Source organism: Chitinophaga sp. CF118 (assembly GCF_900112615.1).
In the GTDB taxonomy this organism is placed as follows: Bacteria; Bacteroidota; Bacteroidia; order Chitinophagales; family Chitinophagaceae; genus Chitinophaga.
On record NZ_FOMK01000004.1, the window covers coordinates 242,055 to 266,056 of the forward strand.

The window sequence follows — 24,002 nt, forward strand, 5'->3', positions numbered from 1 at the left end:
AATAAAGTATTAATTGCCCATTAAATACTTTCTCAGTACCTCTCTCCTGGACAGCAGGTCGGACACTATAAAGCTGAGTACATAAGTAATGATAATGGAGCCAAGAGTTAGTGCTAATCCTTTTATGGGATGATGAACTATCTGCATGGCGGTTTTGATACCTTCCAGAAAAACACCATGGATCAGGTAAATACCCATAGAATTTTTTGATAGTTGTTTCATGAAAGGATATTGAATATTGGCCTGAAACAAGAGGAAAGGAAATAATATAGCAACAAAGATTAACCCGGTAAGTACATGTGGAATTAACCACTGTGCAACGAAAGCAACCACACAAAGTATCGGCATTATTATTCTTGCTGTATTGCCATAACTCTTTTCTATACTGTTATAATTGATGTAGTACAACATTCCTATGCCTGATGAAATCAGTGATGGAAGAAAGTATAACATAATGTGCCGCGTGAACCAGGGCGCTGTCCGGATATCTGCTGGTGTATACAGTAACACTACCGCAACAGCAATAATCATAACACTTAATACAATGTTTGCAATTCCCCTGTGTTTACCTGCCATCCTCAGAAAACCGAAGAATAGTAATAACAGGTAAAACAGGTTAGGCAGGTACCATAACTGATAAGAACTCCCTTTGAAAACAAATGTCTGTACCCAGTCGATCTCAAACGGCTCATGAATAAATTTTGATTTAAATAACCGGATACCCAGGTAAATCAGGGTCCATATAAAAAATGGAATCATCAGCCGCTTAAAGCGGGTAACGACCATTTCCCCGAAATCTGTTTGTCCTTTACTGATCACCTGTGTGGCAAACAGGAATAAAGAGATGGCAATAAATACAGGGACAGCATAATTGTTCAGGGGATTCAGTTCACGCGTCCAGTAGCTGCCTGCACATCCATGGATCCATACAACACTGAAAGCAGCAATAGGGCGGATAAAATCAAATCCGGGAATGTACTTTCTGACGGTCATGGGAAGTATCTGCTTTAGTTGATATAATGTCCGTCACGTCAAAACCATACACCTTTCTGCTACCTTCATGGATGGAATCAAAAGCTACCATTGTACCATCTTTTTTCCATCGTGGGTGCAGGTCACAATGTAAACCGCTACGGGTAAAAGCCATTTGCTGAGGAGAAAACGCTTTCAGTACTGCTTTATCCACCCCTTTCAGGAAAGGCATTGATTTATCAATATCAGGCTGCTGATCGATCATCTTATAACGTCCCAGATCGAACCGTTGCTGTGTGCTGTATTGGAACAGGAACAAGGTTCTGATGCCATTCGCATCGGGATAGGTATCGCAGATCATCCAATCCCGGTCGGCCGGACAGAACATTGGATGACCATCTTCTTCGATTACACCTTTTGCCAGTAATGAAGGCTGCGGATTCTCTGTATCTTTAAACAGTAACCAGTTAAAAGCCGGGTTTACTTTCGCGCCACCCTTCTGGGGTCTGTACAATAATTTCTTCAGGAGCTTTTTCCCTTTTGATACCAGTCCTGTAGGCATCATCTTATAGAGGAATGATTGACGTAACCGCTCTACTCCACTGCCTATTCTTCCCCAGATAGCTACGTGCTCATTGTCTTTCCAATCGAAATGGCTCAGGAAACCAGAGGCCAGGCAACGCAGGCCTGTACCGTCAACATTCACTGTCATAAGGCGAGTGGTTTCTCCACCGTCTTTCAGTTTATAGCGATGCAGGAAAGCGAGTTTGTCCTGGGCAGGATTCAGTAACAGATGTGTGAAATAATGGCAGCGACCCAGATTCGGATTCATCTGGAAGCTGGCCACTTCTTTTACGGTCAGGATCATCTTGTGCTCATGCGTAAAGACATGATGTTTCATGATACCAGAAGCTGAAGGTGCCTCATCATCTGCGTATGCGTCAGGCAGTCCTGTATAACCATATCCACCAACTCTGAACAAGCGGGCGTAATCCAGTCCGAATGCCCAACCATCATCCGTAATTACATGTGTAGGGTAATCCAGGATATCGGTACATTGTTCTGTAACACTATCGTACACTTTAGAACGCCAGGAATTATCTACTTTATCATTTACGATAAACAGATCCGTATTGCCAATCCATTGCTGTCTGGCCCCCTGTGGATAATTATAGGCATATGTTTCACCCAGCTTATGGAACCTTCCGTTATCTTCAATAAAGCCTATATCACAGGTAACATCGGGATTCGGAGGTGTGAGCATATCTGAGATCCTTAATGCCAGTAATTTATCACCGGCACTATTCCATGCTACTAAATCGTGAAAACCGAAAAAATAATTTCCTTCTCCTTTTGATAGTAAAGTTGCTTTATGCATACACCTGTTCTTTTTGAAGTATCCAGTTGCTAAAATCCTGTGAACGTTTTTCCCAGCTATGTTCTGTAACATCGAGTGTTACGGGCTGCAGTTCACCTTCTGCCAGGGTGGTGATCAGATCTGTCAGCGTAGCAGGCTGCGTATTATCGAAGTAATAACCGTCATCCCCGAAAATCTCTTTCGGCTCTCCTATTTTACAGGTAAATACCGGCTTATGAAAAGGGATGTACATGTATATTTTGCTTGGACAACGGGCCCAGTCCTGCACGGTGTCATTTAGTGGGGAGATAAATGCATCGGCCAGTTCAAAGTAAGAGCTCAGCATTGTTTCAGGCGCATATCCCAGAAATTCGATGTAAGGTTCCAACTGTTTTTCTTTCACATACGCTTTTGCATCTTCCAGATGACGCCCTCTGCCAAGTAGCAGTAATTTAATGTCCGGTGTTTTTTGTATTGCCTTCTCTACTGCTTCCAGCATAGTAAACAACCCATAGTTGCGGGTCATAGTCCCCATATATATCAGTACAGTATTTCCTGCATATTTTTCTGTCAGTTCACTGAGATATGATTTGGGCGCATCGATCACCTCATTGCTGTAAGCATAAGGAGAGTACAATATGGAAAGGTTACGTTTAAACAACTGCTTCGCCTTACGCTGATAAAAGTCTTCCAGGTACTTACTGGCGCAGATCAGTTTATCCGCATATAAAACAGACAGTGTTTCTATAAAATGTGCCATCACTTTTTTCAATCCTTTATTATCTGGTATTCCTGATTGTAGTTCGGAATGTTCAATAATCATTTCAGGATGAAAATTCAGTGCGCTTTTTTTAATCCAGTTACGGAAGCCGAATGCACAGAAATAGATATAGTCCGGTTGGATAGTATTAAGAATAGTTGTTTTTTGCTGCACTTCTTTACCAGCACCAGCCGGCTGATAATAATGCACTCCAATATAGCTGCCGCATTCTATACTCACCCGCTGCCTGTTCTCCGTACAATCCATTGCAATAATAGACACCTCCCATCCCATTGCGGAGAGTGGATTGGCCATCCCCAATGCTCTTTTCATGGTAGCAATACTCGTAATATCACCCGTTGTCAGGAAGCAGATCCTCTTCTTCATCATCATCGTTTTGTAGAGAATAATAAATGGTTATAATAAATGCAATAAAAGCAGGAATGATATTCCGGATTTGTGGCAGCGGAGAAAAGGGAAATGTCCAGATCAGCTGCACTGTATACAATACAATCAATGGGTAATAAGGAGTCTCCATTGCCCGCTCATCTTTAATCAGATAGAAAGCTTTTTTTAATACCATGATAAAGATGTACAGCATTACGATGAACCCTACTACACCGGCATACAACCACGCTCCCAGCAATACGGAATGACTTGGAATCACTGCTGCATTGTTTTCTGTATTCATCCGAACTTTAGACGCATCCAGATCCTGTAACATCATCATACGGTAATGGCTGTCCTTATCCACTGCCCAGGAACCATGCCCCAGCAGCGGAGCATCTTTGATAGCTTCAATCGCTACAAAAAACTCTCCCCTCCCCTGTGAGATAAGGCTAAAAGGATTGTATGGATTACCTGTTTCTTCCAATTGTGTCCCTGCATGTTTTCCCCCGAACGCACCCGACAATACTGCGTTTACATACAGCATGAACAATATCTGAAAACCGATTACGAGGAATAATGTGAGCCCTATTTTACGGGCCAGCGTCATGTGCATGAGTTGTTTTCTGAATAGTACAATCAACCCTGCAAACAGGTAGAACAAGCCGTTGGAACGATAATCAAGTCCTATACAGAGCAGTCCGTATACTACAAACAATGCAACTGTCAGATTATCCTTACGCTTATTATATGTATAATATACAAGGAGTAAAATAATGTTATTGGTAATAGGGGCTATTCTAAATTTAAAAGCTGAATAACTTTCTGCCAGCGAAGCACTATCCTGTTCCAGGTTGCTTTGTCCGAAAAGAATCAGTCTTATTACTTCTGCGATCATAAATGCAACGATCACTTTGGGTGTTTCATCGAACATACGGAACATAAAGGTGAACATGATGATAGCGACTCCAATCGCTGCCCATCCACGCAACATGTTATTCATCTCGGTCTGATTGACAACATCACTTAGCATCTGCATGATCAGGAAAAGTCCCATACCAATATGGATCTTTTTGAGATCCGGTACCCTCGTATATAACTCCCTTATTCTTTTAAAAGAAAGAGAATAAAAAAAGGCAAATACTTCACTCATGATAAGCGTACCCACAAAGGACAATGTTGCACTGCTCAAAAGAGAGTATAACACCATTCTTGTATTACTTTTATTCAAGTATTTATTCATGCGCCTATCATGCTTTTGTATAGTTCTGTCACTTCTTTTGCATAGTTGCTCCAGGTATGTGACTTCCGGATTGTTGCAGCGGCCTGTTTTCCCATGCTGCTACGTAATTCTTCATCTTTGCTGAGCACGATAATCGCACTGGCCAAATCTACTGCATCATCATCTTTGATGAGGTAACCATTCTGACGGTGTTGTACAGGAGCCCCACTGTTAACGGTAGTAATTACCGGCAATCCTGCAGCCATTGCTTCTTTTACTGATTGTGCTGCTCCTTCAACAAACGTGGGAAAGATATATACATCACTGGTAGCCAGAAATTTCTTCATCTGATCCTGCGGCATGTGTCCATGTAATGTAATACCCGGATGATTCCTGAACCATTCAGGTATCTGCACTTCTGCAGAAACATTGCCTATTACATCCAGTGTGAATTGAATATTCTGTTGTATCAGTATTTCTATTGCCTGAATAATGATATGTGCGCCTTTTCTGAAACCAAAATTTCCGGTAAAAAGCAATTTTATCTTATCAGACTGATATGTTTTCTTCAGGTCGTAAAAACTTTCATCAATCCCTAAATGGATCACGCTGATCTTCTCAGCAGGATATCCTTGTTCCAGGAATGTATCTTTTACATAATCTGAATTAACCAGCAGCATATCTGCTTCCTCACAATCCTCTAACACAGAATTCCAGAACCGGTCAGATATATTAATGTACTTTGAATTTTTACTTTCGCTTTCCAGTTTACCCAATTGCCGTTTGATCTCTTTTGGATGAGCGATACTATGATCTACCACAATCTTCATTCCCTGTGCACGTGCTTTGCGAATAGCGCCGGCGCGGCCACCACCACTGCGTACATGAAAAATCTCACTGTTCCTGATATACTTTTTGGATTCTGTACCAAAAGCTTTCCATCCCATCAGCGCAGAAGTATCTCTCGATAAAATTTTTCTGCCAGTCAGCATGAAAAGGAACTGGATATAAAATTCAGAGAAGCTGCAGGTCATGATATCATTACGGGACAATCCTTCCGGCGAACGTTTACGCAGGCCGTAAGCCAGGTTGCTTCTTCCTATCAGGCGGCCCATGTTATTAATAAGTTTATCGGAAAACAGCTTGCCGGGTACCCAGCCAGTGATCACTTTTACATCCACTCCCTGGCCCTGGATGGCGATAGCTGATTGAATCAGGTGTAACCTGCCCTGCCCCGTAGAAATGATACTTCTGATTGCGTGCATAAATGATTAGGATTAGTTTCGCGATAACAATTTTCTTACGCCGCTGTTCACCGGTAATCGTTCCAGAATCAACCGGCGGATCTCCTGGAAAGTATCATTCATCAAAAGGTAAATACCCATTATATAAAAAGTAGTTCCTGCCAGTGAGATGATGATCATGACGGTCACCGGGTTTATTCCTGTATACATAAACCGGAAAAAGTACCAGCAACTGCCATAACTGAATAATGCCAGTGGGATGGGGATGATAAACATCTGCAATGCCTCCGGCAATGTACCCCCCAAAAGTTTAAAGCCTTTATACAACCAATACGGACTAATAATAGTATAGTACAGGGAAACACCTGCGGCAGTACCATATACACCCCATTGCAGCGTTCCTGCTGTTACGAGCGCTATCATAAAAAGCAGTGAATAAAAAGAATGTTTGGCCATACCGGAGAATCTGCCTGTTACCCTGAAAGGAATAGACCATAACCAGGCCACTGCACGAAATGCCATACCTATTGATAAAATCTCTACAAGCGGTGTAGTATCGACCCATTTGGAAGAAAGTAACACACGTACTAACCAGAAGGCGGTCGCACCCTGCCAAATGGCAAATGCGGCACCGAAAACGGAAAGATAGGTTACGCTCTTTTTGTAAATCTCCTTCGCCCTTTTGCTATCCTTAATGGATGCCAGGCTGGGGAATAATACCTGCGGAAGATTATTGGCCACAAAGCCAATCACCTGGATGGATAAGCTGAAGGCCATGTAATAAATACCTACAATAGTTTTGCTAACCAGGATACCCAGGAGGATAGTATCTGTCTGATCCATGATACGCTGTATCACTGAATGCATGAGTGACCAGGAACTATTTACAGTGAGATATTTCCAACGTTTCAGGTGTAGATTGAAGAGGATCTTCAAATGTGTAATCCTGTACTTCACGATCAGTGACACAGCTGATACTATCAGCGGAGGAATCACAAAGCTATATACGCCCAGCCCCAGATCGGCCAGGATAACGGTTAACACCATCGTCATTACGGTTTCCATTACACGTATAATGGAGAGCGTTTTAAAATCCAGGTCTATCCGTAGTTTAGTAAGAGGGATCACACTCAATGCATCCATGGGTGTAGTGAAAGCATAAAATGAAACCAGGATAAAAATGTTGTTATCATGATAGATTTTGCTACCAATGAACCCCAGGATCAAGAGGAGCAAAAAGGAAATGATACCAAAAATCCAGGAGATACCAAATGATAATGGCAGCCAGTTATTGAAACTTTTCTGCCGTCGTACCAATACATCATTCAGACCAAACTGCTGAATGAGCATACCGATAGTGGTTACGGTATAAACGAGACTGATCAATCCAAACTGTTCTGGAAGCAGTAACCAGGCTAGAACTATCTGCCCTAAAATTGCTGTCAGTTTTGTAGCGCCGGTTTGCAACAGCATCCAACTGATGCTGTTAAAGACCTGCTTTCCGGAAATGTTTTTGTTGCTCAAGAGTTAAAAGGCTGATTTAATAAATGAAGACATTTTTTCCATTTCGACATCAATGATGTCCATGTTTGGATACATGATACCGTTGTTTTTTCTATGATCAAATCCCAGCCTGTTAAAAATCCCTGCTCTTGGACTGTTTGTAAATAATCGTGCCGGTTTTCCGAAAGCCAGACTTACTGCACATGAATGCACCCTGTCGGAAATGGTAAAAGCGGCAGATTTATACAAAGCGAGATAAGATAACAGATTAAAACTCACAAAGGAGTTTGGCATCGCAAATGTGATATGATTGAACTTAGTAGACACTTCCTGTTGGACACGCACAATTTTATGTTCGTTCAATGCATCCTGTTGCGGACGCAGACGGTTAAGATGGCGTGAGAAACGGTGGTTGATGCCAAAGAAGTTCTTTTTACGATCCAGCTCCAGGTTGGTAATTTTCACATCTCCGTTCACTTTATAAACGGGTTCCAATTCCCTGTAAAAACTGCTGATAAAAAACTTGAAATCCTCATCCAGCTGATCCACAGGTAACATCTTATTCACCAGGAAAGCCGTGCAGATACCGTTGTAACTGTTCTTTATATAGTCTTTGAACTTATTGTATGTTTCTTCATCACGGGATGATAAAAACAGAGGCGGATATTTCTGAAAAAACTCACCGGTCTCTTTACGCAGTTCGTCAGATATACCTGCAGACGATGCGCTAATCAGTGCATACTGCTCACCGGCATTCTTCAGATCTATGATCTTCTGTTTGTAGTTGGTCAGGATCTGCCGGATCATTGGTCCGGAAAAAATATGCAGATCGGCCGACTGATAATTCATCAAATGCAGAGCATTCTGCTTCTGCTTTTCAGACTTTGGACGGAAAGCCCTGTAAATAGGCCCCTCTTCCATTAAAACGGTAGCATCCGGATACAGTTGTTTGATTAATACGAACAATGCACTCTGGTAGAAGCCATCACCGATGTTATTCCAGGTGGAATTTTCTACTAATATTTTCATGTTGGATAGTTTGTTTACCACAGCCGGGCATGACACCCCCGGGTGTTTGATATGGATACATTGGTTTCACCGGCATGACCTCCGGTTATAATTTAAAAGATCTATTTTACCAAAGCCGGCATGACTTCCGGTTGTTTTGATGACACTTTTTTCGTAGCGGATACAAATGGTTTTTCTACAATGAAATGTAATCCGTATGCTATTATTACTGCACCGGCTACTGCCAGCCAAACATATACAAATGACCTGGGCATCACATTATTTGTTGCCCTCAGTAATATACCGTTTGCAAGAATCAACAGCGGTGCATGGACCAGGTAAAGTGTGTAGGAACAATCCCCCAGCCACTTCAGATTTCCAAACGACTGCACTATTTTATTATTCTTATAATCCAGCAGCAGTACCAGTAGTCCCATAAAACCGAAAGCCACAATCTGGTCTCTTAACAGGTTAGATACTGGAGAAACATGCACTGCAGGGATGAAAGGAATAATCACAATCAGCGGATAAAGGAAATACCGTTTGATCTTTACCCTGCCACTATAAATATCTGCAGCAAATCCACCTATCCACCAGGAAAGCAAACAAGCTACTACCTGGTCGAACAAAATGAATCCGGTATGAAAACCTGCCAGATATACCAGGAAGATCCCGGTGAGACCAATCAACGTGAACCACGGGCTTTTCCTGTTAAAGAATAATAATACCGGGTACAACATGTAGAAATACCATTCGTATTTCAATGACCAGATACTACCGTTTGAGCCAAACACCGGTACATAAGCGTCCTGTAAAAAAAAGATATTACCGATCAGCGAAGACCATGAATGCTCAAAGACGATGTTCTGATTCACCAGCGGAATGGGTGTAGTATGCGTATAGATTGAATATTGATTATGCGCTACTATACTGTCGCAGATAAATGTCAATGCAAAAACGAACAGGTAGGGAGGCATGATCCTCTTCAGCCTTTTGAAAAAGTAAGTCCCGAATGTAAAAGGCGCCTCCTCTCCTTTACTTAACTGTAAAGAATATCTCAGATGAATCACGAAACCGGATAATACAAAAAAGAACAATACCATTTCATGCCCGTATTTGAATACCGACATACCTACTGCCAGTATTTTCTCAGCAATAGAATAGTTATGTGCCATTTGTTTGTAGTTTCCCCCTCCTTCCCACAGCAACCACCGGGCATGCCCTGTAGCAACATATAGCGCGGCAAGACCGCGCAACCCATCGAGAAAAGAAAGCGAGTTTTTAACAGGCAACTTCATCATCCTATCAGGTGTTCCAGTTGTGCAACATCTTTTTTGCGGAATAATTCCACATCTGCCAGCATCATTTCCCTCACCAGTTCAGCAAGATCATATTTAGGTTCCCAGCCCAGCTTTGTTTTAGCTTTTGTAGGATCACCGATCAGCAGTTCTACTTCTGTAGGACGGAAATAAGCAGCATCTACCGCTACCACTTCCTTCCCTATTGGCAGTATAAAATCTTTATTACGGCAGGCAGCTACTACCGCTACTTCTTCCACACCTTTACCGGTGAATGCCAGTTCTATACCTAATTCATCAAATGCCATTCTTACAAAGTCGCGCACCGGTGTAGTGATTCCCGTAGCAATCACGTAATCTTCAGCTGTTTCCTGTTGTAAGATGCGCCACATCGCTTCCACATAATCTTTCGCATGGCCCCAGTCGCGGCGGGCATCGAGATTACCGAGAAATAGTTTATCCTGTAAGCCCAGTGCAATTGCCGCAGCACCACGGGTAATTTTGCGCGTAACAAAAGTTTCTCCACGCAGCGGGCTTTCATGATTGAAAAGAATTCCGTTACATGCATACATACCGTATGCTTCACGATAGTTCACAGTGATCCAATAGCCATATAACTTGGCAACTGCATATGGACTACGTGGATAAAATGGCGTGGTTTCTCTTTGTGGTACCTCCTGTACCAGTCCGTATAATTCTGAAGTAGAGGCCTGGTAAATGCGGGTTTTATTTTCCAGCTTTAAGATGCGGATGGCTTCCAGTAAACGCAATGTACCTATACCATCTGCATTAGCAGTATATTCCGGAGTATCAAAGCTCACCTTTACATGACTCATTGCAGCCAGATTATAGATCTCATCCGGTTGTGTTTCCTGGATAATACGGATCAAATTGGTGCTATCGGTCATATCGCCATAATGCAGTTTGAAACGGACATCCGGGCTGTGGGGATCCTGGTACAGATGGTCTATTCTTTCTGTATTGATCAGGGAAGCGCGGCGTTTAACACCGTGCACCATGTATCCCTTTTCAAGCAGTAACTCTGCCAGGTAGGCACCATCTTGTCCGTTCACACCAGTAATTAAGGCAACTTTCATACAATTGAATTTTAATAGTTAGATGTTAAAATTGTTTCATGACTGCGGGGAGAGATCCCAATGCCATAACTGCTGAAACCGTTCTTCTGCAGGAAATTAAGATCATAAATATTCCGGCCGTCGAATACTACGGGATTATTGAGTAATGCTTTTACCCGTGGCCAGTCGGGCAAACGGAATTCATTCCATTCAGTGATCAGGACTACCGCATCTGCACCTGCCGCTGCTGCATACATATCAGAGCACCATTCTACAGCATCTCCCAGCTCTTTACGAGCTTCGGGCATTGCCACGGGATCAAATACCTTTACCCTGGCGCCGGCCTCCAAAAGAGCTGCTATAAGCACCAGGCTGGATGCTTCCCGCATATCGTCTGTATTAGGCTTAAAGGAGAGCCCCCATATGCCGAACGTCTTATTGGTCAGCTGCCCGTCGAAATGCCTCCAGATCTTCTCAAACATCACTTTCTTCTGATCGTCGTTCACGGCTTCCACCGCCTCCAGGATTCGCAACTGATGACCATACTCTTTTCCTGTCTGCGCCAGCGCTTTTACATCTTTAGGAAAGCAGGAACCACCATATCCGATACCAGGATAGATGAAGCTGTGACCGATACGTGGATCACTGCCGATCCCTTTACGCACCATATTCACATCGGCACCTACCAGGTCGCAGAGATTAGCGATATCATTGATGAAGGATATTTTAGTAGCCAGTAAAGCATTGGCAGCATACTTCGTCATTTCTGCAGAAGCAATATCCATAAACACAATAGGCCTTCCGTTTAACAGGAATGGATGATACAACTGCTCCAGCACACTTTTAGCGCGTTCTGAATTGATGCCCACCACGATGCGGTCCGGCTTCAGGAAATCCTGTATGGCCGCCCCTTCTTTCAGGAATTCAGGATTGGAAGCCACATCATAATCTATCAGTGCATCTCTTTCCAACATCGCCTCTTTGATTACCCGGTTCACTTTCACAGCGGTACCAACAGGAACGGTACTCTTAGTTACTACCACCAGGTAATTTGTCATAGCGCTGCCTATTTCTTTTGCTACCTGCAACACATATTTCAGATCTGCACTACCATCTTCTCCCGGAGGAGTGCCTACCGCAATAAAGGCCACTGCAGCTCCTGTAATCACGGAAGACAGACTGGTACTGAAAGACAGCCGGCCGTTCTCATAATTACGGGTAACAATTTCCTCAAGCCCCGGCTCATAGATAGGCAGAATGCCTTGTTGCAGGTTGCGGATCTTTTCTTCATTTACATCCACGCACACCACTTCAGTTCCAACTTCTGCCAGACAGGCTCCTGTAACCAACCCTACATACCCTGTACCTATTACTACTACTTTCATAATTTTGCGCGTTTAAATCATTACAAAATGCCGCTTGCGCAGGAAATCTGCGTATGCCTGTACCAGTCCTTCTTTAAGATCTACGCTATGTTTCCATCCCAGGCTATGTAGTTTTGAAACATCCATTAATTTTCTCGGTGTGCCATCCGGTTTTGAAGCATCAAATACCAGCTTACCTTCATAACAAACCACTTCTTTTACTGTTTCTGCCAGTTCCTTAATACTCAGGTCTTCACCAGTTCCAATATTCACAAGTTCTTTTTCGTCATAGTGCTGCATCAGGTATACACAAGCATCTGCCAGGTCGTCTGCATACATAAATTCGCGACGGGGTGTGCCGGTACCCCATACGGTTACACTGGGTTTATTACCTTCTTTAGCTTCATGAAAACGCCTGATCAGCGCAGGTAATACGTGTGAGTTTTCAGGATGATAATTATCTCCTATGCCGTATAAATTGGTAGGCATTACGCTGATGTAATTGCAACCATACTGATCACGGTAGGCTTCGCATAATTTGATTCCGGCTATCTTCGCCACTGCATATGGTTCATTTGTTGCTTCCAGCGGACCGGTGAGCAGGCTGCTTTCTTCAAGTGGCTGTGGGGCCATTTTCGGATAGATGCAGGAGCTGCCCAGGAACATCAGTTTTTTAACTCCGTGTTTCCATGCTGAATGAATGATATTAGCCTCTATCATCAGATTCTCATACAGGAACTCTGCGCGATAGGTATTATTGGCATAAATACCACCAACTTTTGCCGCTGCCAGGAATACATAGTCCGGACGTTCCGTTGCAAAGAAATTACCTACATCTGCCTGTACGCGGAGATCTAATTCTCCCGAACTGCGTGTAACAATATTATTATATCCCAGTATTTCGAGTCTTCTTTTTATGGCACCGCCTACCATGCCACGATGGCCGGCTATGTATATCTTGTCGTTCAGTTGCATAAGGGTCAATATTTTATTTTACAATAATTCTGGTCTGTTCTCCTTTACCCACTGGTGTAGTTGTTTCACATCCTGCCCTTTCCCTTTTTGTAAAATCAGCAGTGCATCCGGTGTGTTCACCACCACTACATTTTCTATTCCCACCAGGGCTACCAGTTTATCTTTCCCGATCACGATACTGTTTACAGGATCACTTTCTATAAACACTGCCTGGTGATTGCTGTAGCGGTAATGATTTGCCAATGCATCTGCCAGTGCTTCATATCCACCTACATCACTCCATTCCATTGCACTGGGTACTACTTTTACGATATTGCTTTTTTCCAGCACTGCATAATCAATACTATCTGCGGGGATTGCTTCCATTACCTCCTGCGGGATTTGCCCTGTTTCCATCCATGCCGTAGCAGCTACTGCTGCTGAAGCATAAATCGCTGGTGCATGTAATGCAAGTTGTTCCAGTAATACGCCTGCTTTACCGCAAAAGATGCCACTGTTCCACAGATAGTCACCACTTTCCAGCATTGCAGCAGCAGTCACCGCATCCGGTTTTTCCGTAAAGCGTACTACATCATTATCTGCATACTGGATATAACCGTATCCTGTTTCAGGATAGGCAGGTTCTAAGCCGATGGTAACAAGATGCCCTTCTGCAGCAAATTCAGCTGCGGTAAGAATGGTTTCAGTGTAAAGATCCGGTGTACCGATAAGGTGATCTGCAGGTGTGATCAGCAGGATAGTATCCGGAGCAGCGGAAAATGCTGCCAGTGCAATAGCAGCGGCAGTATTACGACCCACTGGTTCTGCTATCAATGCAACTGACTCCGCGCCGGATACAGTCAGCTGATCTGCCACCACATCTGCTTGTTGTTCATTTACAATAGCCACTACATTGTCACATGCAAAACTGTTGCGCAACCATGTGAGTTGTAACAAACTTTGCCCGTCAAACAGGGGTAATAACTGTTTGGGTGTCTGACGGTTTGATAACGGCCAGAGACGGGTTCCTGATCCACCGCAAAGTATGATATGTTGCATTGTGTTATGGGTAGTATTTAAAGAGTAGGATTGTGCCTAGATGGAAACGTTCAGAGGAGCAACAGACTGACTGTTGATGAGCACCAGCTCGCTCTTCTTTACGGTAGCAGTTAATGCAAAGCCCATGCTATATAACACAGCTTTGACGGTGTTCTTACCTGCTTCCACCACTCTTCCGCGTTGGTACATCAGCGGGCCGGCAGTGATTTGAATAAGATCATTCTCATGAATGGGGAAACTTTCAACTTCTACATCCTGGTATTCCATCAGAAAGTTCCTGATCAGTTCAATTTCATGATCAGGGATCCGGGCAGGCTTTCCAAGCCAGTAAACGAAATTAACGATACCACTGGTTTCGCGTACCAGTGTTTTCATTGCTTCAGAAATACGTACAAATACATAAGATTTGAAAAGAGGTTCTTCGACAATCTTTTTACGGTCACTCCATTGATGTGTGACTCTGTTAATGGGGCAATAAGTTTCTACTTGCTTACGGCTGAGAGCATCTGCAACTTTCTTCTCCCATCTGGGCTTGGTATACACTGCATACCAATTGTTCGGATTCTGTTCCATGAGCATGATGTTTTACGGTTAAAAAATCACAATAACAATAACTTTGATAATGGAATTTATTAAGGCTAGAGGGTGGATGGGTTTACTGAGGGCATAGCTTCGCCTCCTCAGTCACATGAGTGCCTTTAATGCATCGATTGGTTAATCAAGGTGTATTAGTCAGTATGATTCGATTCAATATGATATGGTCTGATAAGATCAGGATTTGGCGTTAAAGAGCTTATTAAAGCGCTTTTTCCTGATGTTACCGTTCTTATGTTCGTCAGTATATCCGTAGCCGTATCCATGTCCGTTTCCATAACCATAGCCATTGCTATAGCCTGCGGAATAACCGGAAACACCACGGGATTTAATACCATTGAAAACAATGTTTAGTTTACCCAGCTCCTGCTGCTGATACAACTCATCTATCATCTTCAGATAGAATTTGGGCGTGCGCTGATGACGTACCACATATAGCGTAGCATCAGCATATGGAGCCAGTAACCGGGCATCTGTAACCGGACCTACCGGAGCGGTATCGATTATGATATAATCAAAAGTAGCTCTCAGTGTTGCAAGCAGATGTTCCAACCTTCCATTTAATATCAGCTCTGTTGGATTGGGTGGAATTACACCACAAGACAACAAGTTAAAATATTCATTATTCTCTATCGGCAGCTTCAGAATATCTCCCAGCACAGCCTGCCCTGCCAGGTAATTACTGATCCCCGGCTGACCAGGTACTTCCAGCATCTTACTCACTTTAGGCTTACGCAGGTCAAACTCCAGCAATACTACTTTCTTCTTCATCAGGGAAAGGCTGATAGCCAGGTTAATGGCAATAAAGCTCTTTCCTTCTCCGGAAATAGAAGAGGTGATAAGGATTGTTTTATGTTCTTCGTTAATACCGATGTAAGACAATCCTGTACGTAATGCCCTGAACTGCTCTGCAACTGGCGTACGTTTTCCTTCTGTAATCGCAATAGGATGCGCCAGTTGGTCTTGCATAATCTCTGCCAGAATCGGTGTTGCTGTACCCTTTTCAATATCAGCACGGAACATCACTTCACTATTAAACATCTCTTTCAGTGTAATAAATCCTGCCACCAGAACAATGCCTCCCAGGAAAGATAAACCCAGGATCATTGACCTCCGCGGACTAAAAGGAAAAGAGTCTGCTTCTGCAATATCCACCACCCGGCTGTCTGAAATAGCTGCGGCATATTGTAAGGCTGTTTCTTCCCGTTTTTCCAGCAGGAAGGTGTAGATATTATTCTTGATGGCCTGTTGTCTGCCTACTTCAAGTAATGCTTTTTCTTTCATGGGTACTCCCTTGAGTACAACCATGTATTTATTGTTTTCGCTCTGTAGCTTTTCCCGTCCTGCTCTCAGGTTGGAGCGCAGGTTACGTACATTTTCCAATACAGCAGGCGCTAACCTGGCGGCCTGACTGTTAAGGCTGGCCAGCAAAGGGCTGTTTTCTCCTGTTGTCTTTTTCAGACGTGCCAGGTCCATTTCTGTTTCTGACAGCTTGCCTACAAGTTCCAGCAATACAGGATCTGTTAATCCCAGTGTTGCCGGTACCATACTTTCACCTTCTTTTCTACCCTGCACATAATTTTCTATCGAATCGAGCACTGACAACTGCATATTCACTTCGTTCAGTTTGCTGTCATTTTCTCTTACACTTTCCAGGAATAATTTACCTTGTTCGCTCAGGTCTACAATGCCTTCATTTGTTTTGAAGCGTGCAAGTTGAGACTCTACCTGTCCCAGTTCAGAGGTAACGATACGCAGACGGCCTTCCACAAAGTCCATTGTTTTAGTCGCCGTTTTATTCTTATCATCAATCGCTGCTGCATCATATACGTGCATCAATTCATTCAGAATAGCTTCTCCCCTTGCAGGAATTACATCACTGTATTCCAGTCCTATCACATTTGCCAGTTTGTTCACCTGAGATACTTTCAGGTTACCTGCAAATTGTACTGCCAGAAGTTTTTCTCCTGAAACATGCAGGAAATACCGGTGAGTTCCCTCGGTCACATTGCCAGGCAGGAACACCATCTTTCCCCAGGGAGTTGGCACTGTATCACTTAAAGGATATGATTTACCATTCACGGATAAACGCCGTGTGGCAACATCATAACTCAGCGGCACCAATGTATTTGTAAGATCAGGAATCATATCCGGTTGAAGGAATACCGGCTTAACGGGGATGGTCTTATATAATACTACATCTTTTATTTTCCCGTCCTCAATGATTTCTCCATACATATTGAGATTTCTGATCACCTGCCTTGCAAGTGTTTTCGATTTCAATATTTCAATTTCGTTATCGATTTGTTTTCCTGATCCGAAGAGATCGAGAGATTCCAACATAGAAGTACCCATTCCTTTCTGATCATCTTTGATGAGCAGGGAAGCTGAGATCCTGTACATTGGAGTAGTGTATCGCAGGTAAACAAAAGCTCCTGCAACAGCAATTACGGCAGCCAGTATAAATAAAGGCCAGTAAGGAAGGTACCTGTTCTTCACCAGTTCAAACAGGTCTGTTTGATCTTCCTGTTGCTTACGTATATCTGTTTTTTTTCTTTGCATGTAATATCCTGGCAAGAGTTAAAAATAGGGGCGTTACGCCTGGCTAATTAATTAAGTATTAACCGGTCTAATATGATCACCATCAGTGATAAACTACTCAGGATGATCGGTATGGTTTGTTTAGCTCTGTCTGATCCGGCAATCTTTGCCTTGTTTGGCTCCACATACACAATATCATTAGAGCGCAGATAATAATATGGAGAGGAAAATATTTCCCTGCTATTTAAATTCAATCGTTTCACTGTTCGCACGCCATCAGTATCGCGAATCAATAGCACATTTTCTTTCTTTCCGAAAACGGTAATATCTCCTGCAAGACCCAATGCCTCCATAATGGTAATTTTTTCATTGCCCACATTCACAACGGTTGGCCTGGTTACTTCTCCCAACACGGTTACACGGTAATTTAAAAACCTGATACTAACTACAGGATCTACTAATAGTTTGCGTTGTTCCAACTGATCATGCAAATATTTTGTCAGCTCGCTTTTTGTCAAACCATCAGCTTTTACCTGTCCTAATACAGGATACTGTATAAATCCCTGTTCACTTACCAGGAAACCTACTGCTTGCGGACCACTTGAAGATGCACCGCCAATATTGGCCATGCTAGGTGTGTTATAGATCACAGCATCCTCAACATTCATACTACTTACCGTAATTTGCAGGATATCATTCTTCTGAATCACCGGTTCAAAATTACCAGCAACTGGTGCCATGACTGTATCCGGAAGATCATGAAAATAAACCGAACTCTTAGTACTGACACATGATGAAAAAGCACAGCAAATAAGCATCGGTGCAACAACAACGATAAGGGTTAAGAAATCCTTTCTTAAAAACATCATTCCAATTTAATAGTTGAAGGTTATCTTCCGCGCTTTTCCCATATTACAAAATTAGTACAACAATGATTTGTGAACTACTACTCACTAAAGTACAATTGCCTGATATAACACGAATGTGCCTACTTATTATAGTAATATGATTTTAATTGCAGAGATTGACATATAGTTAAAAAATATTTGAACAATAATCAACAAATCCCGCGATTAGCAATAAACTAACGAGGCTATTGGACCATATTTTAGAAATAAGCTCAGATTTGGTTGCAACATTGAGCTTTTGATATACTTTCTTAAGATGTTGATTTACTGTAAAAACTGTTACAAAAAGTTTGTCTGCCATCTCCTTATATGAGTAGCCTTCTTTCAACAGCGCGAGCAATTCATACTCCCTTTTGGTGAGTCTATGCCGGATATCCTCAAGCGGATCTTTATTAATATGACTGATGAGCAGATGTGCTGCTTTAGGAGATAATGTACCTCCTTCACTGATCGTATCCAGAATGGAATGATAGATCTCCATCAGGCGACTGGTTTTTATTATATAACCATTCGCTCCCTGCCTGATAGATTCGATTACATAATGTTTACCATCATGCCCCGAAAGCACAATAATCTTGGACTCCGGATAAATGCGCTTTAATTCCTGCATGCCCTGTATGCCCGATTCTCCAGGCAAAGAGATATCCAGTAAAATCACATTTACATCTTCTCCTTTAAAAGGCAGTTCTCGAAATTCTTCCATCGATTTGCATGCAAATACTACTTTGCACTCCTGAAAATCCTCCAGAAATTCTCTGTAGTTATTCAGCTGGAAATAGTTGTCCTCTATAATTCCAATGTTGATCATAGGGTTATTGTTAGCAAAAGGTTCGTTCAATAAAATAAATATGGTATAACTCTGCAATCAGTTATCAAAAATAGTTCCAGAAATGGCCGGACCCTATTTAAAATAATAATTACTTATTTTAATAATGATTACATATGAATTAAATCATCTCTATAGTAACTGGCTCTTATTACTTTTAATTCTATGTAACAATTTGGGTAAGGCTTTACGAACAAGATAGTAACAAACAGTGTCTCTCTGATAAATTTAAACAAAATATTATAAACTATTAAGTAGATAATTATCTAACTATTAATTATATTGGCATAGCAAATTTAAAGAAAAACCAATTCATTTAAAACGGAGTGTGGGATGATAATAATTTTATAATGTGAATGATTTTCCACACACGGGATAATAGATGTGATAAAATATCCGTTAACCAGAATACATGTCGGACCTTAATAATAATACCAGCAATATCATTGCTATTGTTTCACACGAGTTCAAAACTCCTTTAACCGCTATTTCCTCCGCAGTAGACCTTATAGCAGCCAAACTCCATATAGATAATTACATGGACCCTTTCTATAAAAAGAACATGTCCAAAATAACTACTGAAATCTTTAAGCTAAACAATATGCTGGACGAAATCCTTACAATGAGTAATATCATTTCTAACAGCATTGAAATAAAAAAAGAACTGACGGATGTACAGGAAGTACTGAATGACCTGAAAGCACACTATTTTACTGATCGGAAAGATGCCAGGACTTTTAAAATTAAAGTGTCTGGTACACACAATAAAATATATGTAGATAAAAAACAATTGTCCACAATATTTTCTAACCTCATTAATAACGCGCTGAAATTTTCCAATAAAAAGATGCCTGCTGTAGAATTAAAGTACGAAGAACAAGCACTTATTATCGCGATAGAAGATGATGGCATAGGTATTCCCCCCCAGGATCTTCCTTACTTATTTCAGCCATTTTACAGAGGTAGTAATGTAAACAATATTGAGGGTACTGGTCTCGGCTTACATATTGTAAAAAACTTTGTTACGGCCAATAATGGAACAATCACTGTTCAGAGTGAACAGAACAAGGGCACAATATTTATATTAAAATTTGCATATACCGGATTATAGTCATCACTATGAGTAATACAATCCTGTTAATTGAAGACAAACCTGGTTTACTCGATACTGTGCAGAACTTACTGGAGCTTCACGACTATAAAGTAATTACTGCTACCAATGGAAAAGAAGGTATTGAACTGGCTAAAAGCCATCACCCCGATCTTGTGATCAGTGACATCTACATGCCTGTACTAAACGGTTATCAATTACTAGAACAATTTCAGCTGGACGAAACTCTTTGTAAGATCCCGGTGATTATTCTAAGTGCCAAAACAGGAGAAGAAGAAGTGAATCTTGCCTATCAGAAAGGTGCAGCAGGTTATCTCACAAAACCGTTCCTCTTTACAAGCCTGCATGAGCAAATAAAAAAACTCCTTATTTAATTAATAACAAAGAACCTGTATATTCTTTCCGTTCATTATTCCGGTCATTAAATGTGCATACATAAATAAATGACTGCGACTGCAGTCGCGCGCCATCCCACCCGGCATTAGGATCGGATGTACGGAATACCAGTGCTCCCCAGCGGTTAAAAACACTCAGTTGATAATTCTTAACAGCATCATAGATCTTCGGTTTGAAAAGATCATTGTTACCATCTCCATTCGGACTAAAAGCAGATGGTATTACCACCAGGCAGTTCTGCCACGGTGAAGTAATATTTGCATTTCCACCCAGGCTACATCCATTTGCATCCTTTATTTCATACTGGTAATAACCAGCCTTTAGATCAGACAGAATACTGTCCTGTTTCCACATTTCATTATACAACCGGTACTGATATGGCAAAGTACCTCCTGCTGCTTTTAACACGATCTTTCCATCATTGGTTTCACTGCAACTACAAGACACGGTTGATGCCTGTTGCAGTTGTAATGGTTCAGGCTCTTTTACTGTTACCTGAAATGTATCTGCACAATCTTCGTCCTTCACCATTACATTATGATACCCCGGATCCAGTTTGCTGAATACAGAATTACTACCAGCTTTTATGTCATCCAGGTAAAAATGGTATGGAGGCACTCCGCCTGTAACATCCAGTTTGATTTCGTTATTGTTTTCGCCGGCACAGGCAGAAGTTGTAACCGTAATTTTTGTATTAAGATCTGAAGCCCCTACCGTTACCTGCCCGCCACCAGTAGTACCATTGGCAGCTGTTATGGCCACGGTATATACACCTGCGGGTAAATGATCCACCTGTGCAGTGGTATAGTTACCGGGTGTCCAGAGATATTTAAATGGTGCCTGTCCGCTTGTTACATTCGCCGCTACAGTACCTGTACTGGAATGCTTGCAGCTCGGACTTGCAGACAATTGTGTTTTTAGTACCTGCTTTATCACAGAGAAGTTATCCATCAGCAGCGCAGATCCAAAAGTGCTTTTATCACATGCCTCAGAAGGGTCTGCCCAGAAAGACAGATAGGTATACGTTTTTGAAGGCATCAGTACTGCGTTGTGCCGCTTCCAGGTAGTATCAGTAAATACACCCGACTTCCATAATAACTCCGCTGTATCACCAGGTATGTTACCACCATAGATAGCAAGATTACCATAACATGCCTTATATAAGTAGCTTGGAGCAAATGCAAGATCCATTGATAATGTATATGCCATTCCTCCCAACAGTTCTCCCTGTAACTGCTGTCCCAGCCCTTCCCTGTAATTAGGGCCGCTGTGCAGGCCTGCATATGTTTTACCATCCGAGGCAGGCAGTTTGATATTAAAAACGCCAGGTAGTATATCTGGTGTATTGGATGCAGCATACCAGCTTGCAGGTATAGAATCCCTGCCGGGCGCACCTTCCAGTGAAGGGTTTTTCAAAATGATATTCTGAGCGTAACAGATATTACTTAAAATGATGCCACTAATCAACAGAATAACAGGATAGTAATAGCATGCCCTTCCCCGTATCTGTAATGATACAGGTTTCCGCTTGAGCCTCATAGGATACATAGTTCTAATAAATGTTCATGAATTGCCGTTTCGATCAATGCCTTGCTTTAGGACATACATATCATGTCCTCATAGGATCCTTTCTTCACAGGTATAACAAAGGAATATTAGCTATTCCCTCATAATGGTTATTGTAATTGCATTCCCAGGAATAAGATAAAGATACAATATATTTTAATATAATATATCAGATAATTATTATTTAATGTATAACAGAAACTGCAATATGCAAACATTCTCTTAAATTTTCGATGGCTACCGTATTACCTCACTTTCCCAATACTTTTTTAAGTTTTTCTTGCTATATTGTAAGAAAGGAAATCGTGCTGCTCATACCTATATGTTATATAAACAGATGTGCTGAGGTGATTGAATTTTAAATGATTTTAAACCTGTAAGTATGAAAAATGAAACACCGTCTGTTACATCCACTTACTTCATTGAATTGATCAAAGGATATTTACAGGGGCACAAAACTAGAAAGGAAATTCTGGAAGAAACTGCTGAAGTATTGGAATTTGATAGTTATCTACTGATAGAGGAAGGAATAGATATTACCTATCTGCTGATTGAAGCTGCCCGTGACATGAATGAAACATTCTATCTGGATATCGTCAGTAACATCAATCATTCAACAGATACTGTTCCTACCCGTGCCGGTTTGATACATCAGCTGGATGCATTCGTAAAGGGAGAAATTTCCCGGCAGGATTTGCTGGAGTGGGCCACCTGGTATAATATAGATGATGACCAGTTGAGTGCCGGTATCTTTGATGACTTTACTGTGGAATTCTTTTGTCTTGACTTTCTACCTACTTATAATGAAGAAATAACCGGCCGGCATTTCAGACAGATTCTACAATTGTTCAAGATGAATATTCAGCAACCGCTGAAAGAGAAAATGGCTATCATTCTCTTACTGGATAAAGAGAAACAAAGTTTTCTTTTCTACCTGCGGAATTACCTCGAAAATCAGCAGTTGACCGAGACACTCGACCTTTATCTCATGAAGAAATTTGGAATGGACCACCAGAGTTTTCCTTATATGCAGGAACTACAAGCTATCAGCGGTCAGCCGGAAAAACTTGAAGCCCTGCTGGAAAAAGCACTGCTGATTCATTAATATATTTATTTTATCGCTTCCAGTGCCACTGCGTTTTCAAATCTCCCCTGTGACTCTACCAGTTTAAACATCTCATCTTCAGAATCATTAAAGCCTGCTGGGCGTACCCGGATGAACCCTACCTTATATAAAATATTGCTAAGTGAAAGTGTATCCCACATATAAAGATGTTCACTATTCCCCATTGTATTCTGCAGCAAACCTGCCAACCCTCTTTTCCGTTGCTTTTTGCCCAACCTTGTTTTCTCCAGGAATTTGGTATTAGCTTCCTCATCATGATTAGCGAGATCCTGTACATATTCTCTTGCCGCTTTTTCCAGGTCAGGTACTACACAACGAAAAATACCACCGGGTTTGAGGTAATTAAAAGTGATATTAACAGCTGTCATGAAATCATCATAAGAAAGATGTTCAAGTACATGGGAACAGTAAATACCATCACAGGAGTTTTCTGTGATTCCCGGTAGTCCTTTCAAGATATTTCCCTGTAGTACATTTTCAGGAAAGGTAACATGCATGCGGTGTTTTAAAAGATTTCCAATTAAGGGCAGCTGCTGGATACGAAGAGTGGGCGAAGCATCAAAGTTTTTCCAGCCCTGGGGAGATGAGAAACCACAGCCATATTGTACATATAACCTGCTCATAACAATGTTGATTTAACTTTGTGAAGGAAAATGCAGTGGGTTTGTTAACAGTAATACCGGAAGTTGCGCTGATGATTCTAATAACGGTGCATAAGAATATATCCAAA

Annotated in this window: 21 protein-coding genes; 3 read left to right on the top strand and 18 right to left on the bottom strand. The window is 41.8% G+C overall.

Annotation, left to right across the window (positions count from 1 at the left end):
• Positions 1 to 9 precede the first annotated feature (9 nt).
• From BM176_RS17285 to BM176_RS17360, 16 genes are all read right to left on the bottom strand, one after another.
• Positions 10 to 993: an acyltransferase family protein gene (locus BM176_RS17285; RefSeq protein WP_090105302.1), complete on the bottom strand. Its 984-nt coding sequence runs from the start codon at positions 991 to 993 to the stop codon at positions 10 to 12.
• The gene (locus tag BM176_RS17290; RefSeq protein ID WP_090105304.1) at positions 962 to 2,350 is read right to left on the bottom strand and encodes a hypothetical protein; all 1,389 of its coding nucleotides are present in this window, start codon (positions 2,348 to 2,350) and stop codon (positions 962 to 964) included. The genes BM176_RS17285 and BM176_RS17290 overlap by 32 nt, the downstream gene beginning before the upstream one ends.
• Complete coding sequence (locus BM176_RS17295; protein ID WP_090105306.1) at positions 2,343 to 3,482, bottom strand: glycosyltransferase; 1,140 nt, start codon at positions 3,480 to 3,482, stop codon at positions 2,343 to 2,345. The genes BM176_RS17290 and BM176_RS17295 overlap by 8 nt, the downstream gene beginning before the upstream one ends.
• Positions 3,442 to 4,719, bottom strand: a complete 1,278-nt coding sequence (locus tag BM176_RS17300) for a hypothetical protein (RefSeq protein WP_090105307.1) — start codon at positions 4,717 to 4,719, stop codon at positions 3,442 to 3,444. The genes BM176_RS17295 and BM176_RS17300 overlap by 41 nt, the downstream gene beginning before the upstream one ends.
• Complete coding sequence (locus BM176_RS17305) at positions 4,716 to 5,963, bottom strand: glycosyltransferase family 4 protein (protein WP_090105309.1); 1,248 nt, start codon at positions 5,961 to 5,963, stop codon at positions 4,716 to 4,718. The genes BM176_RS17300 and BM176_RS17305 overlap by 4 nt, the downstream gene beginning before the upstream one ends.
• A 12-nt stretch (positions 5,964 to 5,975) precedes the next feature.
• Positions 5,976 to 7,466: an oligosaccharide flippase family protein gene (locus tag BM176_RS17310; RefSeq protein ID WP_090105311.1), complete on the bottom strand. Its 1,491-nt coding sequence runs from the start codon at positions 7,464 to 7,466 to the stop codon at positions 5,976 to 5,978.
• 3 nt (positions 7,467 to 7,469) lie between these two features.
• The gene (locus BM176_RS17315; protein WP_090105313.1) at positions 7,470 to 8,474 is read right to left on the bottom strand and encodes a polysaccharide pyruvyl transferase family protein; all 1,005 of its coding nucleotides are present in this window, start codon (positions 8,472 to 8,474) and stop codon (positions 7,470 to 7,472) included.
• Between the two features lie 101 nt (positions 8,475 to 8,575).
• Positions 8,576 to 9,754: an acyltransferase family protein gene (locus BM176_RS17320; RefSeq protein ID WP_090105315.1), complete on the bottom strand. Its 1,179-nt coding sequence runs from the start codon at positions 9,752 to 9,754 to the stop codon at positions 8,576 to 8,578.
• Positions 9,751 to 10,848, bottom strand: a complete 1,098-nt coding sequence (gmd, locus tag BM176_RS17325; protein ID WP_090105317.1) for a GDP-mannose 4,6-dehydratase — start codon at positions 10,846 to 10,848, stop codon at positions 9,751 to 9,753. Before gmd ends, BM176_RS17320 begins: the two co-directional genes overlap by 4 nt.
• Positions 10,849 to 10,859: 11 nt before the next feature.
• A complete protein-coding gene (locus tag BM176_RS17330) occupies positions 10,860 to 12,212 on the bottom strand; it encodes a UDP-glucose dehydrogenase family protein (RefSeq protein WP_090105319.1) in 1,353 nt (450 codons plus the stop codon).
• A gap of 12 nt (positions 12,213 to 12,224) precedes the next feature.
• Positions 12,225 to 13,166 carry a GDP-L-fucose synthase gene (locus BM176_RS17335; RefSeq protein WP_090105321.1) on the bottom strand — a complete coding sequence of 314 codons (942 nt, stop codon included), beginning with the start codon at positions 13,164 to 13,166 and terminating at the stop codon, positions 12,225 to 12,227.
• Positions 13,167 to 13,184: 18 nt separating this feature from the next.
• Complete coding sequence (locus BM176_RS17340) at positions 13,185 to 14,204, bottom strand: mannose-1-phosphate guanylyltransferase (protein WP_090105323.1); 1,020 nt, start codon at positions 14,202 to 14,204, stop codon at positions 13,185 to 13,187.
• Positions 14,205 to 14,240: 36 nt separating this feature from the next.
• Positions 14,241 to 14,777 (bottom strand): UpxY family transcription antiterminator, encoded by a 537-nt coding sequence (locus tag BM176_RS17345; RefSeq protein WP_090106111.1) that lies wholly within the window; start codon positions 14,775 to 14,777, stop codon positions 14,241 to 14,243.
• Positions 14,778 to 14,975: 198 nt separating this feature from the next.
• The gene (locus tag BM176_RS17350) at positions 14,976 to 17,360 is read right to left on the bottom strand and encodes a GumC family protein (RefSeq protein WP_090105325.1); all 2,385 of its coding nucleotides are present in this window, start codon (positions 17,358 to 17,360) and stop codon (positions 14,976 to 14,978) included.
• A 47-nt stretch (positions 17,361 to 17,407) separates the two neighbouring features.
• Positions 17,408 to 18,079, bottom strand: a complete 672-nt coding sequence (locus BM176_RS17355; RefSeq protein WP_255373536.1) for a polysaccharide biosynthesis/export family protein — start codon at positions 18,077 to 18,079, stop codon at positions 17,408 to 17,410.
• Positions 18,080 to 18,374: 295 nt separating this feature from the next.
• Positions 18,375 to 19,055 (bottom strand): response regulator, encoded by a 681-nt coding sequence (locus BM176_RS17360; protein ID WP_143097839.1) that lies wholly within the window; start codon positions 19,053 to 19,055, stop codon positions 18,375 to 18,377.
• Positions 19,056 to 19,485: 430 nt separating this feature from the next.
• Here BM176_RS17360 and BM176_RS17365 point away from each other — a divergent pair, with 430 nt between their 5' ends.
• A complete protein-coding gene (locus tag BM176_RS17365) occupies positions 19,486 to 20,184 on the top strand; it encodes a sensor histidine kinase (RefSeq protein ID WP_090105329.1) in 699 nt (232 codons plus the stop codon).
• Positions 20,185 to 20,192: 8 nt separating this feature from the next.
• Positions 20,193 to 20,558 (top strand): response regulator, encoded by a 366-nt coding sequence (locus tag BM176_RS17370; protein ID WP_090105331.1) that lies wholly within the window; start codon positions 20,193 to 20,195, stop codon positions 20,556 to 20,558.
• On the opposite strand, the gene BM176_RS17375 is transcribed toward BM176_RS17370, so the two are convergent.
• A complete protein-coding gene (locus BM176_RS17375) occupies positions 20,551 to 22,119 on the bottom strand; it encodes a T9SS type B sorting domain-containing protein (protein WP_177230438.1) in 1,569 nt (522 codons plus the stop codon). The two genes, BM176_RS17370 and BM176_RS17375, sit on opposite strands and share 8 nt — an antisense overlap.
• Positions 22,120 to 22,528: 409 nt before the next feature.
• Here BM176_RS17375 and BM176_RS17380 point away from each other — a divergent pair, with 409 nt between their 5' ends.
• On the top strand, positions 22,529 to 23,251 hold the full coding sequence (locus BM176_RS17380) for a hypothetical protein (RefSeq protein ID WP_090105335.1): 723 nt from the start codon (positions 22,529 to 22,531) through the stop codon (positions 23,249 to 23,251).
• Positions 23,252 to 23,256: 5 nt separating this feature from the next.
• Here BM176_RS17380 and BM176_RS17385 read toward each other — a convergent pair whose 3' ends face one another.
• Positions 23,257 to 23,895 (bottom strand): class I SAM-dependent methyltransferase, encoded by a 639-nt coding sequence (locus BM176_RS17385; protein WP_090105346.1) that lies wholly within the window; start codon positions 23,893 to 23,895, stop codon positions 23,257 to 23,259.
• Positions 23,896 to 24,002: the final 107 nt, after the last annotated feature.